At 42.2% G+C, this 14,431-nt stretch carries 15 protein-coding genes and 1 pseudogene; all 16 read left to right on the top strand.

Translation table 11 applies throughout. The features are described 5' to 3' along the window. Nucleotides 1-458 precede the first annotated feature (458 nt). Nucleotides 459-1,289 (top strand): hypothetical protein, encoded by an 831-nt coding sequence (locus PG915_RS09565; RefSeq protein ID WP_353496321.1) that lies wholly within the window; start codon nt 459-461, stop codon nt 1,287-1,289. A gap of 136 nt (nt 1,290-1,425) precedes the next feature. Beyond that, complete coding sequence (locus PG915_RS09560; protein WP_353496320.1) at nt 1,426-1,854, top strand: GNAT family N-acetyltransferase; 429 nt, start codon at nt 1,426-1,428, stop codon at nt 1,852-1,854. Between the two features lie 138 nt (nt 1,855-1,992). Continuing rightward, complete coding sequence (locus PG915_RS09555; protein WP_353496319.1) at nt 1,993-2,385, top strand: hypothetical protein; 393 nt, start codon at nt 1,993-1,995, stop codon at nt 2,383-2,385. Between the two features lie 592 nt (nt 2,386-2,977). Next, nucleotides 2,978-3,802, top strand: coding sequence for a helix-turn-helix domain-containing protein (locus PG915_RS09550; protein ID WP_353496318.1), 825 nt, complete (start codon nt 2,978-2,980; stop codon nt 3,800-3,802). Nucleotides 3,803-3,840: 38 nt separating this feature from the next. Beyond that, nucleotides 3,841-4,332 carry a bifunctional 3-hydroxydecanoyl-ACP dehydratase/trans-2-decenoyl-ACP isomerase gene (fabA, locus tag PG915_RS09545; protein WP_353496317.1) on the top strand — a complete coding sequence of 164 codons (492 nt, stop codon included), beginning with the start codon at nt 3,841-3,843 and terminating at the stop codon, nt 4,330-4,332. A 153-nt stretch (nt 4,333-4,485) separates the two neighbouring features. After that, nucleotides 4,486-4,863: a GFA family protein gene (locus PG915_RS09540; protein WP_353496316.1), complete on the top strand. Its 378-nt coding sequence runs from the start codon at nt 4,486-4,488 to the stop codon at nt 4,861-4,863. A gap of 142 nt (nt 4,864-5,005) precedes the next feature. Continuing rightward, nucleotides 5,006-6,164, top strand: a pseudogene (locus tag PG915_RS09535) (IS3 family transposase). An 89-nt stretch (nt 6,165-6,253) separates the two neighbouring features. After that, on the top strand, nt 6,254-7,096 hold the full coding sequence (locus PG915_RS09530) for a hypothetical protein (protein WP_353496315.1): 843 nt from the start codon (nt 6,254-6,256) through the stop codon (nt 7,094-7,096). 598 nt (nt 7,097-7,694) lie between these two features. Next, nucleotides 7,695-8,186 carry a hypothetical protein gene (locus PG915_RS09525; protein ID WP_353496314.1) on the top strand — a complete coding sequence of 164 codons (492 nt, stop codon included), beginning with the start codon at nt 7,695-7,697 and terminating at the stop codon, nt 8,184-8,186. Nucleotides 8,187-8,329: 143 nt separating this feature from the next. Further along, the gene (locus PG915_RS09520) at nt 8,330-8,818 is read left to right on the top strand and encodes a DUF523 domain-containing protein (protein WP_353496313.1); all 489 of its coding nucleotides are present in this window, start codon (nt 8,330-8,332) and stop codon (nt 8,816-8,818) included. Between the two features lie 946 nt (nt 8,819-9,764). Then, nucleotides 9,765-10,187: a GNAT family N-acetyltransferase gene (locus PG915_RS09515; protein ID WP_353496312.1), complete on the top strand. Its 423-nt coding sequence runs from the start codon at nt 9,765-9,767 to the stop codon at nt 10,185-10,187. A 157-nt stretch (nt 10,188-10,344) separates the two neighbouring features. After that, nucleotides 10,345-10,731, top strand: coding sequence for a VOC family protein (locus PG915_RS09510; RefSeq protein WP_353496311.1), 387 nt, complete (start codon nt 10,345-10,347; stop codon nt 10,729-10,731). Between the two features lie 1,032 nt (nt 10,732-11,763). Continuing rightward, nucleotides 11,764-12,129 carry a GFA family protein gene (locus PG915_RS09505; RefSeq protein ID WP_353496310.1) on the top strand — a complete coding sequence of 122 codons (366 nt, stop codon included), beginning with the start codon at nt 11,764-11,766 and terminating at the stop codon, nt 12,127-12,129. Nucleotides 12,130-12,261: 132 nt separating this feature from the next. Continuing rightward, nucleotides 12,262-12,771 (top strand): ClbS/DfsB family four-helix bundle protein, encoded by a 510-nt coding sequence (locus PG915_RS09500; protein WP_353496309.1) that lies wholly within the window; start codon nt 12,262-12,264, stop codon nt 12,769-12,771. Nucleotides 12,772-13,317: 546 nt separating this feature from the next. After that, nucleotides 13,318-13,752, top strand: a complete 435-nt coding sequence (locus PG915_RS09495; protein ID WP_353496308.1) for a GNAT family N-acetyltransferase — start codon at nt 13,318-13,320, stop codon at nt 13,750-13,752. 144 nt (nt 13,753-13,896) lie between these two features. Next, nucleotides 13,897-14,322 (top strand): bifunctional diaminohydroxyphosphoribosylaminopyrimidine deaminase/5-amino-6-(5-phosphoribosylamino)uracil reductase RibD, encoded by a 426-nt coding sequence (locus tag PG915_RS09490; protein ID WP_353496307.1) that lies wholly within the window; start codon nt 13,897-13,899, stop codon nt 14,320-14,322. Nucleotides 14,323-14,431 lie beyond the last annotated feature (109 nt).

Genomic DNA, 14,431 nt, shown 5'->3' with positions numbered 1-14,431 from the left:
GCGTTAGCTTTCTCGGTTAAGTTCATTGGAGTAGGGGTTTCGCGTTCTAGCTTTACACCTGAACATCAGTGCCAAATCGGTACATCGAGAACGCTGCTTCTCTTGTTTTGAAACTTAGTCAATCAACTTTGAGTATGGTGCACTTGGTTGTCAGCTTCAGCGCAAGAGCCTTGAGTTGCCTTTAAGTGTCGCCATCTTGGCAGTAAGTTGGTGGAAAGTTCAATGCTTCTGCATTAGGTTCATCGTCGGTGTTGGGGTTGGAGCGTTTCTGTAGAACCTTGGTGGCAAACGCTGGCTGCATCACACGAAAAAAGCTAACAAATTGCTCAAGCAGACAGCTAACGCTCGGCGATTTTGGTTTGGTTGAGTTCAGTGATTACGTGGCTTTGCTTGAGTGTTGTGCTCGTTAGCTGCAACTTAGCAAGGCGTTAGGCATCATAAATAGTTCGGAGAATTTAATGACGTTAGTGGCAGCATGGGTTAGACATAATAACCAAACAAAAGAGTTATATGTGTCTAGTGATTCAAGGCTAAGCGGTGGGCGGGAGTGGGATATTGGCGCTAAGGTATTAGATTTGGGGCGTGGTGATGCGATCATAGCGTTCGCTGGGAATACTGACAATGCTTACCCATTAATGTTACAGCTGCAAAATGCTGTACAGATGCACCCTAAAATGCGTTCAAGAGGTTATGACCTAACAATTCTGAGAGGTCATTTATTGAACATATTCAATAGCATGTGGCGTAATATATCAAATTTACCTTTTGGGCAGTCTCGCCCTGATCCGGCAGCAGTTAAGTTTATTCTCGCCGGTTATTCTTGGAAAGTTCAAGACTTCCGCATTTGGACTGTGTATTTTGATAACAAAAATAATGAGTTTCGGTTCAGAAGTGCCTCGAATCACCGAAAAAAAGGAGGGGGAAATAAGTACTTTGCGTTTATTGGCGATGACGCTAATTTAGCAAATGAGCGAGCATATGCACTATTACGCGAAAGAAGTCGAGTGGAAGAGATTGGTATGCAAATGGAACCTTTTGAGGTTTTAAGGGAGTTTATTTGTGACGAAGGTAAACCTTATATTGGTGGAGCCCCTCAAATATACAAAGTGTATTCTCACATGAATGTTCTTCCATATAACATTTATTGGCCAAGTAAAGACTCTGGTCAGGTGGCTTTTTCTGGTCGCGCGCTTATGCCCTTTGAGCGTAATGAATATTTGGCTTTTGACCCTTATACTTTTGAAGTAGAGGCGACTAAATGGCCTGAACCAAATGAGCAAAATGCCTAACAATTGCATCAACACGATTTACTACACTCGGCATCTCAGGTTGTCGGGTGTTTCTCGTTTTAGGGCGTCAATTTCAAGTATAATCGCATGGTAGTAAACGTGTTATGCAGGCGTTATGCCTCAGGGATAGAGAGCAATGCAAGGATACAAAGTAAGCACAAACAATGAAGACCTCGACTTTGAGTTTATCTATAGATTTATTTCACGTAGTTATTGGGCTTCTGAGATTCCAAGAGACACTTTGAAAAAGGCCATATCAAACTCTTTTTGTTTTGGTGTTTTTACTGACACTGGCGATCAAGTGGGCTTTGCTCGACTCATAACAGATAGAGCTACATTCGCTTACCTTGCGGATGTGTTTATTGAAGATTGTCATAGAGGGAAAGGTCTGAGCAAGTTGTTAGTGCAAACGATAGTCGAACACGCTGATGTAAAAGGACTCCGTAGGATGGTTTTGGCTACTAGGGATGCTCACGGGCTCTATGCTCAATTCGGTTTTAGACCAGTAGAAAATCCAGAGATATTAATGCAAATCTGGCAACCAAATGTCTATCGTGACCAATAGGCATAACAAATTGTTCAAGCAGACAGCTAACCGTTGGCGATTTTGGTTTGAATTGGTTTTAGTGATTACGGTGGCTTTGTTTGAGTGTAGTGGTAGTTAGCTGCTACTTAACAAGGCGTTATACGAATGGAAGCAAGCATGGACTTTAACGATTTAATACCAGAACTACTTGTGACCGATATTGGTGTAAGCGAAGAATTCTATACTGCCGAGTTGGGTTTTAGTGTGGCTTTTCGACGAGATGGTTTTGTTTTCTTATCATTCAACAGTACCCAACTAATGATCACTCAACTAAAGCCGGATTCTTGGGTAAATGGAGAACTTGTCGCTCCTTTTGGCCTTGGTATGAACCTAACATTCAAAGTTACGTCGGAGTGGCTTGATTCAATGGCATTTTCTCCAAATGATGTCTTCTTACCGTTGCAAACTGAAACTTATCAAACTGGGGATGTGGAGACTGTTGTTAGGCAAACCATAGTTAAAGACCCAGACGGCTACTTGATTCGTTTCATCTGTCAAAGCTCAGCGTGAACAATCGTATAACAAATTGTTCAAGCAGACAGCTAACAGTCGGCGATTTTGGTTTGAATTGGGTTTAGTGATTAAGGTGGCTTTGCTTGAGTGCAGTGGCAGTTAGCTGCTACTTAACAAGGCGTTAGCTTTCTCGGTTAAGTATTGTGGTGTGTGGGTTCAGCGTTTTAGCTTTACACCTGCTCGTCAGTGCCAAATCGCAAACCTGCACGTGCTGTTTCTTTTGCTTGGAAAGGGCGTCAATCGACTTCGATTATGATGCACTTGGCAGTCAGCTTCAGTGCACGAGCCGTGAGTTGCCTTTAAGTATCGCCATCTTTGGCAGCAAGTTGGTGGAGAGTTCATTGCTTCTGCATTGGGTACGTCGGCTGCGTTGGTTTTGGAGCGTTTCTTTAAAATCTTTGGTGCCAAATGTCGGCTTCATCGCACGAAAAAAGCTAACAAATTGCTCAAGCAGACAGCTAACGTTTGGCGATTTTGGTTTGGTTGAGTTCAGTGTTTACGTGGCTTTGCTTGAGTATTGTGTTCGTTAGCTGCAACTTAGCAAGGCGTTAGGTATCAACGTGCAGCGTACATATGTTGGTAGGAAGATATGTTGAATTTTTTTGACGGGAAGTATGAGCCGTTTCAACCTTTTCTGACTTATGAAGTTCTCGAAAGCTGTGGTGTGATTTTGGAACAGCATCAGCCATCAGAATTATTAAGTGGTGTTGTACATTCATACTTGCAAGTTACAACAACAAAACCAATACGATACTCGGTCGTGCCAGATGGTATGGAGGCGTTTTATGTTTCTTCCTGTGGTGTGTTAATTAGCGGTTTTCAAGAGAATGCATTTGACCTCAATCTCAGCAAACCAGGGCAGTATTTTGGTATTCGTTTCCATCCTGGTGGGTTGCAATGCTTCTTTGATATTGCATCTAACTTGATCTCATCAAAAATTATGGATGCTGTTCTGGTATTTAACGATGGTGAAAAACTAGATTTTCACAATCAGCTCTATCAATATCCTGATTTTAATACACGTATTAAATTCTGTGATGAGTGGTTACTTCAAAAACTTAAGCCGTCTCAGTCATCGAAGTTTGATTCAATATTATTAGAGATTTACAAAACGTGTGGCAATATCGCAGTTGGTGAATTAGCTGATAAAGTAGGTTTAAGTAGTAGGCATCTCAATCGTATTGTCCAGTCATATACAGGGTTAAGTACAAAATCTTTCATTCAAATAATTAGAATTCAGTTTGCGTGCAAAATAGCATGGAGAGAAGATAGTAGTAATTCAGAATTAGCACTTGATCTTGGCTATTTCGACCAATCTCATCTATTGAATGACTATAGGAAACGAATCAGAACTAATCCTACTGGTCTGTTTTCTCGCTTGACGTCCGATTTTTACAATAAATCAGATGAATAAATGGCAAAACTGTATTTTCTATTGATGAGGAGATTCAAATGCAGTTTTCAAATGAAGAAGTTATGGCAATGTCCAATGGATTATTCTTCGGTGCAGGTAATGCTCAGTTACCTAATTCGTTGATGCTCATGATTGACAAAATTAACTACATCTCTAGTACTGGAGGCGAGTTTAATAAGGGTATTTTAGACGCTGAGTTGTTCATTAAGCCTGATCATTGGTTTTTCAAATGTCACTTTAAAGGAGATCCAGTTATGCCCGGCTGTTTAGGCGTTGATGCACTTTGGCAATTGCTTGGGGTATATTTGGGTTGGTCTGGCTTGCAAGGTAAAGGGCGTGCGTTAGGTGTTGGTAGAGTGAAGTTTTCGGGGCAAATTTATCCAGATGCGGGTAGCATCGAGTTTAAACTACACATAAAGCGCGTGTTTACAAAACCGATGCCTTTAGGAATTGCTGACGGTGTTGTAATACACAATGGTAACGTCATCTATGAAGCGAAAGACTTGAAAGTGGGTCTAATTTCGGGTTAAAGGTGGCTAGATACCTAACAAGTTGCTTAAGAATGACAGCTAACCTTTGGCATTTTCGGTTTGGTTGGGTTTAGTGATTAAGGTGGCTTTGCTTGGGTCTGGTGGTGGTTAGCTGCACCTTAGCAAGGCGTTAGGCGCTTAGAGGATATTCAATTGGAAACTCATTTTTGCTCTTGTCATTGCGGTCTTGTTCAGTTCGAATTTGAGGCGCAGATAGATAACGTTCGTGAATGTAATTGTTCAATTTGTTCTGTCCGAGGGACATTGAATTTTCGGGTACCGACAGACTCATTCCGACTAATTTCTTCTCCAAGCAATCTATCGCAATACAAATGGGGTAGCCGAACCGCTACTGACTACTTTTGTAATAACTGCGGTGTCATGCCGTTTCGTAAACCTAGCTATCCGACAAAGCGCGAGATTGCAAATGGTATGGTTCCTTTCACTGGTTGGGCGGTGAATCTGAGGTGTGTTAAAGGAATTGACCTTAGTAGCCTGCCTGTAGTTCATATCGACGGTGCAGCTCTGTGAGTTCGCACCTAACAATTTGTTCAAGCAGACAGCTAACGTTTGGCGATTTTGGTCTGGTTAGGTTTAGTGATTACGTGTAGTGGTTTAATGATCCCGGACACCAAATTAGGTGGTAAAGTCTCCACCGTAAATGAGGTGTTCAATGACAAAACGACAACGACGTACATTTTCTCCTGAGTTCAAAGTAGATGCCGCAAGCTTGGTTCTTGATCAAGGTTACTCAATATCTGAGGCGGCACGATCCTTAGATATCGGCGATACGGCCTTACGACGCTGGGTAGATCAACTAAAGATTGAGCGCGGCGGAGAAACGCCAGCGGTTAAAGCTCTAACGCCAGAACAGCAGAAGATCCAAGAGTTAGAAGCTAGGATTAATCGCTTGGAAAGAGAAAAATCCATACTAAAAAAGGCCACAGCTCTCTTAATGTCGGACGAACTCGAACGTTCTCGCTAATTGACCAGTTGAGGGAGCATGAACCGGTCAAAGTTCTTTGTGAGCTGTTCGATGTAGCTTCTTCCTGCTACTACGAGTTTAAACAACGAAAGCCGGATGCCAATCGTATTCGGTTAGTCAGCCGAGTTAAGCAGCTCTTTAACATGAGTCGTGGCTCTGCCGGAAGTCGGACTCTTGCTTCTATGCTGCAGTCTGAAGGCTTCGATGTCGGACGCTTCAAAGTACGCAAGCTTATGCAAGAAGCCGGGCTGATGAGCAAACAACCAGGCTCGCATCGCTATAAGCAAGCTAAGCTAGAGCGACCAGATATCCCCAATCGATTGAAGCGTGAGTTCTCAGTTTCCACTCCAAATGACGTTTGGTGTGGCGATATTACTTACATCTGATCCGGTTCAAAGTGGAGTTATCTGGCTGTTGTACTCGACTTATTTAGTCGCAGAGTAGTGGGTTGGGCGCTATCAGACAAACCCAACGCAGAGTTGACTTGCAAAGCTTTGGATATGGCTTGGGAACAACGAGGACGGCCTAGCAACGTGATGTTCCACTCAGACCAAGGAAGCCAATACAGTAGCCTTAAATACCGTCAAAGGCTTTGGCGATATCGCATAACTCAGAGCATGAGTCGTCGAGGTAACTGCTGGGATAATGCTCCTATGGAGAGGCTATTTAGAAGCTTAAAAACCAATGGATACCAGCTACTGGATACCTGACCCAAACTCAGGCAAAGAAGGATATCAGCTATTACTTGATGGATTACTACAATAGGCAACGGCCTCATCAAGCAAATGATGGGCTATCGCCAGTTACTGCCGAAAATCGGCTTAAGTTAGTGTCCGGAATTTGTTGACCACTACAACGGTTGTCTTATTTGAGAGTGGTGGTAGTTAGCTGCTACTTAACAAGGCGTTAGTTTTACATGTAAGTTGAGAGGTAAGATTGAGTAGTGACGTTGAGTTAATAGTTACGGCTATTGAAGGTCTTCATAGTGGTTTCATAAAGGACTATATTTTTCCTATAGGCAGTGTCTTAGTTTCGGGCTTTCTTGGTGCTGGAGTGGCATATTACACCGTGAACCAGCAAGAGTTCACTAAAATTGAGCTGGAGAAAATCAGAACGGTTAATAGAACACTACTGGCTGCTTTAGAACTTCGTTCTAGTCTAATTAGTATTAAATCAAATTACTTTGGGTCTTTGAGTGATGAGCCCATAGATAGAATGTTAGCTGTACCTCCGGTGTTACTAAAGGAAACGAGGGTAGAATTTGATTTGCCATCTCTTTCATTTATTGTGCAGAGTGATTCGCTCGATTTTAATAAGTGGTCTTCGTTAGATTACATAGCCACGATTGTCTCGAATTTTAATACTGCGATAAAGGTTTGGGAAAAGAGGAACGCAAAAATCGAGGAACTTATGCCTAGCTTGTCTGAGCTTTATGGCAAGCCGCTCAAGCTTGGAGATATACAAAGCCTAATAGGGGTTGGGAATATGGCATTGTTATCTGATTTAACTGAAAGGTGTTTGCATATGACCGATGATTTACTGGTTGAGGTTAGTTGTTTTTTGATCGGCTTTTCTAACGCTGTAGAAGGTAAAATCGACCGAAAGATTCTTAAAAAATTTGGTGGTAAAATTAAACCAGCATTACCAAGTTATGCTGAATATCCGCAAGCTGTCGATATTCTAGAAAAAGTTCCAATGGTAAATTATGAATTGCTAGGTCAAATACAACGTAGGAAAAAGCAAGATTTAATGGAGCGGTATAGGCCTATATATAAGTAAAACTAACAAATTGCTTAAGAGTGACGGCTAACCTTTGGCATTTTTGGTTTGGTTGAGTTTTGGGATTACGGTGGCTTTGCTTACGTTCTGTGGTAGTTAGCCGCACCTTAGCAAGGCGTTATATCAACTGTTTGAATTTTGGAGATCGTGTGGTGACAACGAGTAGCAATCATAAATATACCCAGTTGAAGTGGATGTACTCTGCACTTAGTGGTCTTTGTGCGGCATACTTTTTGGCTTTGTTTAGTGGTTCGTCTTCTATTGACGATTCGATATTTCTTCAATTATCGACACTGTTTTTTGCTATATGTTTACCTACATTTGCAACTTTCGCTTTTGCACATGTTTTCATGTCAGAACTTAACGCAAGAGTGGAACATTGCGATGAAGCCCTGAACGAATATTGGGTCAAGAGAGTTACGATTGGAGGCTTTTGCTGTTTAGTACTCGCATTCATTTGTTTAATTGGGCACTTCTCGATAAACGCAATGTTGGGCTTTATTTTGGTATCAGTACTTTGCTTTTATTGTTTTGGCGAATTTGTGCGTAAACTAACGTCGATTGTTAATCGTTAGCGTTGATATAACAAATTACTCAAGTGGACGCCAAACGCTCGGCGGTTTTGGCTTGGAGTTCATTGGGGTTTGCGGGTTCATCTCAGGCGCCACTTAGTAAGGCGTTATGTGCTTATGAGGAAAAGATGATATCAGATCAGCGTAAAGTGTTTTTTCGTTGGGTTGGTGCAGGTATTGCGTCTACGAGCCTTGCGCTAATTGTCTTTATTCCCGACATGGAAGCAGGGGACTCGACATTGAGGTTATGGGCAATAGGCTGCTTATTTGTTGCGGTTACATTTTCTGTAGCGATGTTGATGATCAATCAAGAGATGGATGTGTTTAATAGTCCGATTAATAAGAGGGTTAAAGGAATACATAATACATGTTTGCTATTAAGTATGGCTGCATTTTTGGCTGGTTTCATGCTGTTTGCGTACAGTATTCATTGGGCTGTATTGACAGCATTTACAATATCAATGCTTATTGCGATAAAAGCTTGGAAAGTTGCACAGGCGCATTTGGCAAGCACATAACAAATTGTTCAAGCAGACAGCTAACAGTTGGCGATTTTGGTTTGGATTTAGTTTAGTGATTACGGTAGGTTTGTTTGAGTGTAGTGGTAGTTAGCTGCTACTTAACAAGGCGTTAGCTACGTCTCGTATGTAAAGGAGTTCCAGTGGTAAAAGTTCTTGTTAGCTCGTGCCTGGTTGGTAATAAAGTAAGGTACAACGCGAGTTGTTTATCAATTTCAGAGTTTGAATTGCACTGGCTCAAATCAAACGTAGAGCTAGTGGTCTTTTGTCCTGAGGTATCGGCAGATCTGCCTACACCGAGAGCACCTGCTGAAATTATCTCAGGAAATGGCACTGATGTACTTGATGGTTTGGCAAACGTTGTTGGAAATGATGGTATTGATGTTACGAAGCAATTTGTACGTGGGGCGGAGAACGCTTTAGAACTATGTCAAAAGCACCAAATAAAATACGCTGTACTCGCAGAAGGCAGCCCCTCTTGTGGTAGTTCAAAAATTCACGATGGAACATTTAACGGGATTAAAATCGATGGAGCAGGGGTCGCTACAGCATTGTTGGAGCGTAATGGTATTAAAGTCTACAGTCAGCATACGATAGCTAAACTCCGGAGCACGTTGGAAAAGCATAGCTAACAAATTGCTCAAGCAGACAGCTAACGCTTGGCGATTTTGGTTTGTTTGAGTTCAGTGATTACGTGGCTTTGTTTGAGTGTAGTGTTCGTTAGCTGCAACTTAGCAAGGCGTTAGCTTTCACGGTTTAGTTTATTAGTGTGCGGGTTCATCGCTCTTACTTTTCACCAGTTAATCAGTGTCAACCTCATCGTTTGAGCGCGCTTCTTCTTTGGTGTTGTCGTGTTTGCGTTCATGCAAACAATTGGTGCATGTGGTTGTTGGCTTCAGTGAAAGAACCTTGAGTTGCCTCTGGGTTTCGTCAACTCGGGCTATGAGTTTTTGGACAGTTCAACTCTGTTACGTCATGTTGATTATTGGTTTTGAGGGAAGGGCGTTACTTCAAAATCTTGGTGAGCAACGCAGGCATTATCGCACGAAAAAGCTAACAAACTGCTTAAGTGGACGCCATAAGCTTGGCGGTTTTGGCTTGAAGTTAAGTGTGCTTGGAAAGTTAATCGTTAGCGCCACTTAGCAGGGCGTTAGCTTTCACGGTTTAGTTTATTGGTGTGCGGGTTCATCGATCTAGCTTTCCACCGGTTAATCAGTGCCAATCTTATCGTTTTAGTGCGCTTCTTCTTTGGTGTTGGAGTGTTTGCATTCAAGCAAGAATTTGGTGCATGTGGTTATTGGCTTCAGTGAAAGAACCTTGAGTTGCCTCTGAGTTTCGTCAACTCGGGCTATGAGTTTTTGGACAGTTCAACTCTGTTACGTCATGTTGGTTATTGGTTTTGAGGAGAGAGCGTCACTTCAAAACCTTGGTGAGCAACGCAGGCATTATTGCACGAAAAAGCTAACAAACTGCTCAAGTGGACGCCATAAGCTTGGCGGTTTTGGCTTGAAGTTTAGTGCGCTTGGTAAGTTAATCGTCAGCGCCACTTAGCAGGGCGTTAGGTAACTAGGAGTAAATATGGAAGTTCTTCTCAAACCAGCGTTGGATTGGGAGTTCGCTGAGAGTCTAACGAAAGCAAATATGGCAGAGTACTATCAACGTTACGACATATCTTGGGACACAGAAATTTTTGCTGATAGTTGGAAAAACTTCGACAATTTTGAAGTCCATGTGAACGCTGAACGAGTAGGTGTTATCCGTTTTAGTTACACAGAAACGACTACTCACCTTAGAGACTTTCAGTTGGTCAAAAGTGTTCAAGGAATGGGTATCGGGACTACTTGTCTTACATTAGTTAAAAAGCATGCTATACAGCATCGTTCAGTTGAAGTAGTTCTTAGGGTATTTCCCGAAAACCCAGCGGTAGGACTATATAAACGTGAAGGGTTTCTTGAGTCTGGCGCTTGTGGAAATGTCATCGAAATGAGGTGCTCACTTTGAGCTCGTTACCTAACAAATTGCTCAAGCAGACAGCTAACGCTCGGCGATTTTGGTTTGGTTAAGTTCAGTGATTACGTGGCTTTGCTTGAGTGCCGTGGTCGTTAGCTGCAACTTAGCAAGGCGTTAGGCGCAACAGAGGTTCAGGCAAGGAAAGCAGATGAATTTAAATCAAGTAACGTTGGCAGTTCATGATATAGAACTAGCGACCAAGTTCTACATGAAGCTCGGCTTAATTCAAATTGTTGGTAACGAGCACTATGCTAGATTTTCATTTCCTGACGGTGATGCGACTTTTTCAGTCTATCTAGACACTGAAAAACAAGGTTTAGATTGTCGTGGTGTCGTTTACTTTGAGCATGAAAAACTGGATGAACTCGTCACACATCTTAAGTCGGAAGGTATCGAATTCACGCATGAACCAACCATGCAAAGTTATCTTTGGAAAGAGGCGGCATTAACTGACCCGTCAGGCAATAAAATCAAACTGTATTGGGCTGGCGAAAATAGGTTAAATCCGCCGTGGAAACTTGAGACCAGCGCCTAACAAATTGCTCAAGTCGACAGCTAACGCTCGGCACTTTTGGTTTGGTTTAATTCAGTGATTATGGTGGCTTTGCTGAATAGCGTGGTAGTTAGCTGCAACTTAGCAAGGCGTTAGCTTTCTCGGTCAAGCTCATTGAAGTAGGGGTTCAGCACTCTAGCTTTACACCTGAACGTCAGTGCCAAATCGGTACATCGAACGTGCTGTTTCTTTTTCGCTGAAGCAGCGTGAACCAATTTATTAGCATGGTGCATTTGGTTTTCAGCTTCAGAGTAAGAGCCTTAAGTTGCCTTTAAGTGTCGTTATCTTTGGCCGCAAATTGGTTGAACGTTCAATGCTTCTGCATCGGGTAAGGCGGTGGCTTCGGTTTTGGAGCGTTTCTTTAAAACCTTGGTGGTAAACGCTGGCTGCATCACACGCAAAAAGCTAACAAATTGCTCAAGCAGACAGCTAACAGTTGGCGATTTTGGTTTGGTTGAGTTCAGTGATTAAGGTGGCTTTGCTTGAGTGTCGTGGTCGTTAGCTGCAACTTAGCAAGGCGTTAGGCTAATCGTGGTGAAATTCATATTTCATCCCCATTTCAAGAGAAATCGAGATCTGTTTTCTTGCCCGAGATGTGAGCAAAAGTAGTATGTGCTGTAGAACTCTAATTTAAGTCAATTTAGCAGGTAACAAGTGAATATACTTCTAATCATCGCTACAGTCTTTTTAGCCAAATTTATCGGGTCACAAATGGGGTTCACCTATAACCTGTTTTCAGATCCATTCAGTCTTAAACTAGCTGTTATCGACTTTGCCCTGTTCGTCGTTGTCGGTGTTGTTCTAAGTTTTATTTACAACAAAGCCAAACATGTATTCAAGAACTTCAGGCAGAATTAGCCTAACAAAGCGTTTAAGACGGATTCACAACGCGTGGCGATTTCAGTTCCAGTCAGGTTAAGTGTTTAAGGTACAATTGGTTAGGTTTGGTGGCTGGCGTTGTTCACCACTTAACGCGGCGTTAGCGCACAATCATACAACTAGGAGGTATGTAGTTTGATTAAAGGTAGCTGCCAATGTGGTGCGGTTCAATATGAGTTGTTAACTGAGCCTTTTCGAGCTTCTCATTGTCACTGCAAGATGTGTCAAAAGCTACATGGTTCAGCATTCGCTACTTATGTGACCGTCCTTAAAAATGACCTGCGTTATATCTCAGAGCTGACTGAAATTACAGAATACAGTTCATCTGCACATGTTACTCGTAAATTCTGTAGAACGTGTGGCTCAAATATAGAGTGGTCTGATAGCCAGAGATATCCAAATAGAGTATCAGTAACACTTGCTACCTTGGATGGTAGCTATTCTCCTAGTGAGATTCACGAAATTTTTGCAGAAACGGCGGTGTGTTGGTCAGTGCGCTAACAAATTGTTCAAGCAGACAGCTAACAGTTGGCGATTTTAGTTTGGATTTAGTTTAGTGATTATGGTGGCTTTGTTTGGGTGTAGTGGTAGTTAGCTGCTACTTAACAAGGCGTTATGTGAATGGAGCTCAAAATGTCTTCTGTACCAAGAAATAAGGATGAATTGGAGTTAGCCATAAATTCAATCTTTCCGAAACTCATGGCTGACTATCGTTCAATTCCAGAAAACCAAGTTCGTAAATCCGGAGTTGAGGGAAACGTCAAAGGTACCGTCATTAGCGTTAGTGATACAGTGGCTTACTTGATTGGCTGGGGTAAACTCGTTCTTAAATGGCATTATTTAAGATCTCAAAATTCACATGTTGATTTCCCAGAAACTGGTTACAAATGGAACCAATTAGGCTCGCTCGCAGAAAGTTTCCATGCTGAGTACCGTGATTGGAAATACGATGATTTACTCAATGAGCTTGAGTTTACGGTTAACGAGATACTATTACTTATTTCAAGCTTAAGTGACCATGAGCTGTATGGTGTTACGTGGTATGAACAATGGACTTTGGGGCGCATGATTCAGTTTAATACGTCATCACCGATGAAAAATGTGCGTACAAAAGTTCGCCGCTTCAATCGAGAATTCACATAACAAATGCTTCAAGTCGATTCGTAACGCTTGGCATTTTTGGTGTAAATATAAGTTTATGTGTTTACGGTGGTTAATTTAAGTTTGGTGGATGCGTCACTCACAACTTAAGCAGGCGTTAGCTTTCACGGTTTAGTTTATTGGTGTACGGATTCATCGCTCTAGCTTTTCACCGGTTAATCAGTGCCAATCTCAGCATTTTAGTGTGCTTCTTCTTTAGTGTTGTAATGTTTGTGTTCAAGAAAAAATTGGCGCACGTGGTTGTTGGCTTCAGTGAAAGAACCTTGAGCTGCCTCTGAGTTTCGTCAACTTGGGCTATGAGTTTTTGGACAGTTCAACTCTGTTGCGTCATGTTGGTCATTGGTTTTGAGGGGAGAGCGTTACTTCAAAACCTTGGTGAGCAACGCAGGCATTATTGCACGAAAAAGCTAACAAACTGCTCAAGTGGACGCCATAAGCTTGGCGGTTTTGGTTTGAAGTTAAGTGCGCTTGGAAAGTTAATCGTTAGCGCCACTTAGCAGGGCGTTATGTGCTTACGAGGAAATTGGCATGGAAGTAACAATCGGGAAGTCTGCTGATCTCATCGAAAAGGCTCAGGCTATTAGGTATCAAGTCTTCACTATGGAGCAAAGTATTCCGAATGAACTGGACTTTGATGGTTTAGATAGAGTTGCGGAACATGCCTTAGTTACAGAGGCGAATCAGACGGTAGCGACGGCGCGTCTAGTTATCAATACTGATGGTTCTTCGGTAATGGCAAGAGTTGCCGTTCTCGAAGCTTACCGAGGTCGTGGTATCGCCTCAATCGTCGTAAATAAGTTAATTGAGTATGCCCAAAAGCAAGGTGTAAGCTCTATAGAAATTCATGCTCATAGCTATTTACGTAGTTACTATGAACGGCTTGGTTTTGAATTTATCCAAGAAGTAGAGATAGTTGGAGAGCATCAATTAATAAAAATGCTGCACCAATTAGTACGCACATAACAAATGCTTCAAGTGGATTCGTAACGCTAGGCAATTTTGGTGTAACTGTTAGCTTATATGTTTACGGTGGTCGATTTAATTTTTGTGGTACGTTACTCACCACTTAACGCGGCGTTATATGCCTTGTCGAATGGATACGAAATAATGTCAGAAGTTTATATGCTCAGAGCATTGGAAATATCGCAATTGGCCTTACCTGAGTGTACTCCAAATCCTCCCGTTGGATGCGTACTTGTAGATGGTGACAAGATTGTATCCGAGGGGGTCACTCAAGTAGTCGGTGGTAATCACGCGGAAGTTCAGGCTCTCAATGCGTATGATGGAGTGATGGATAATATTACTGCCTATGAAACGCTAGAACCTTGCTCATTTATTGGTTGGACGCCAGCGTGTGCAACTACTCTTGTTAAATCAGGTATCAAACGGGTGGTTGTTGCTATGTTAGACCCAGACCGTCGCAATAGTGGTAAGGGTGTGAAAATTCTCAGGGAAGCGGGGATTGATGTAGAGATTGGTTTGTGTCGCGTTCAAGTTAGTGAGCTTCTTACACCATATCTAGGTAAGTCGTAAGGGCATATAACAATTTGTTCAAGCAGACAGCTAACAGTCGGCGATTTTGGTTTGGATTGAGTTTAGTGATTATGGTGGCTTTGTTTTGGTGTGGTGGTAGTTAGCTGCT

It is taken from the genome of Vibrio sp. CB1-14 (genome assembly GCF_040412085.2).
In the GTDB taxonomy this organism is placed as follows: Bacteria; Pseudomonadota; Gammaproteobacteria; order Enterobacterales; family Vibrionaceae; genus Vibrio; species Vibrio chaetopteri.
Note: the sequence above shows the minus strand (reverse complement) of the source record. Positions and strands in the feature narration are given on the sequence as shown.

What these genes read in the sequence shown, in the direction of transcription:
- fabA (WP_353496317.1), top strand. Translation starts at nt 3,841, where the DNA reads ATGCAGTTTTCAAATGAAGAAGTTATGGCAATGTCCAATGGATTATTC.
- PG915_RS09500 (WP_353496309.1), top strand. Translation starts at nt 12,262, where the DNA reads ATGTCTTCTGTACCAAGAAATAAGGATGAATTGGAGTTAGCCATAAAT.
- PG915_RS09490 (WP_353496307.1), top strand. Translation starts at nt 13,897, where the DNA reads ATGTCAGAAGTTTATATGCTCAGAGCATTGGAAATATCGCAATTGGCC.
- PG915_RS09515 (WP_353496312.1), top strand. Translation starts at nt 9,765, where the DNA reads ATGGAAGTTCTTCTCAAACCAGCGTTGGATTGGGAGTTCGCTGAGAGT.
- PG915_RS09565 (WP_353496321.1), top strand. Translation starts at nt 459, where the DNA reads ATGACGTTAGTGGCAGCATGGGTTAGACATAATAACCAAACAAAAGAG.
- PG915_RS09510 (WP_353496311.1), top strand. Translation starts at nt 10,345, where the DNA reads ATGAATTTAAATCAAGTAACGTTGGCAGTTCATGATATAGAACTAGCG.
- PG915_RS09495 (WP_353496308.1), top strand. Translation starts at nt 13,318, where the DNA reads ATGGAAGTAACAATCGGGAAGTCTGCTGATCTCATCGAAAAGGCTCAG.
- PG915_RS09560 (WP_353496320.1), top strand. Translation starts at nt 1,426, where the DNA reads ATGCAAGGATACAAAGTAAGCACAAACAATGAAGACCTCGACTTTGAG.
- PG915_RS09555 (WP_353496319.1), top strand. Translation starts at nt 1,993, where the DNA reads ATGGACTTTAACGATTTAATACCAGAACTACTTGTGACCGATATTGGT.
- PG915_RS09550 (WP_353496318.1), top strand. Translation starts at nt 2,978, where the DNA reads ATGTTGAATTTTTTTGACGGGAAGTATGAGCCGTTTCAACCTTTTCTG.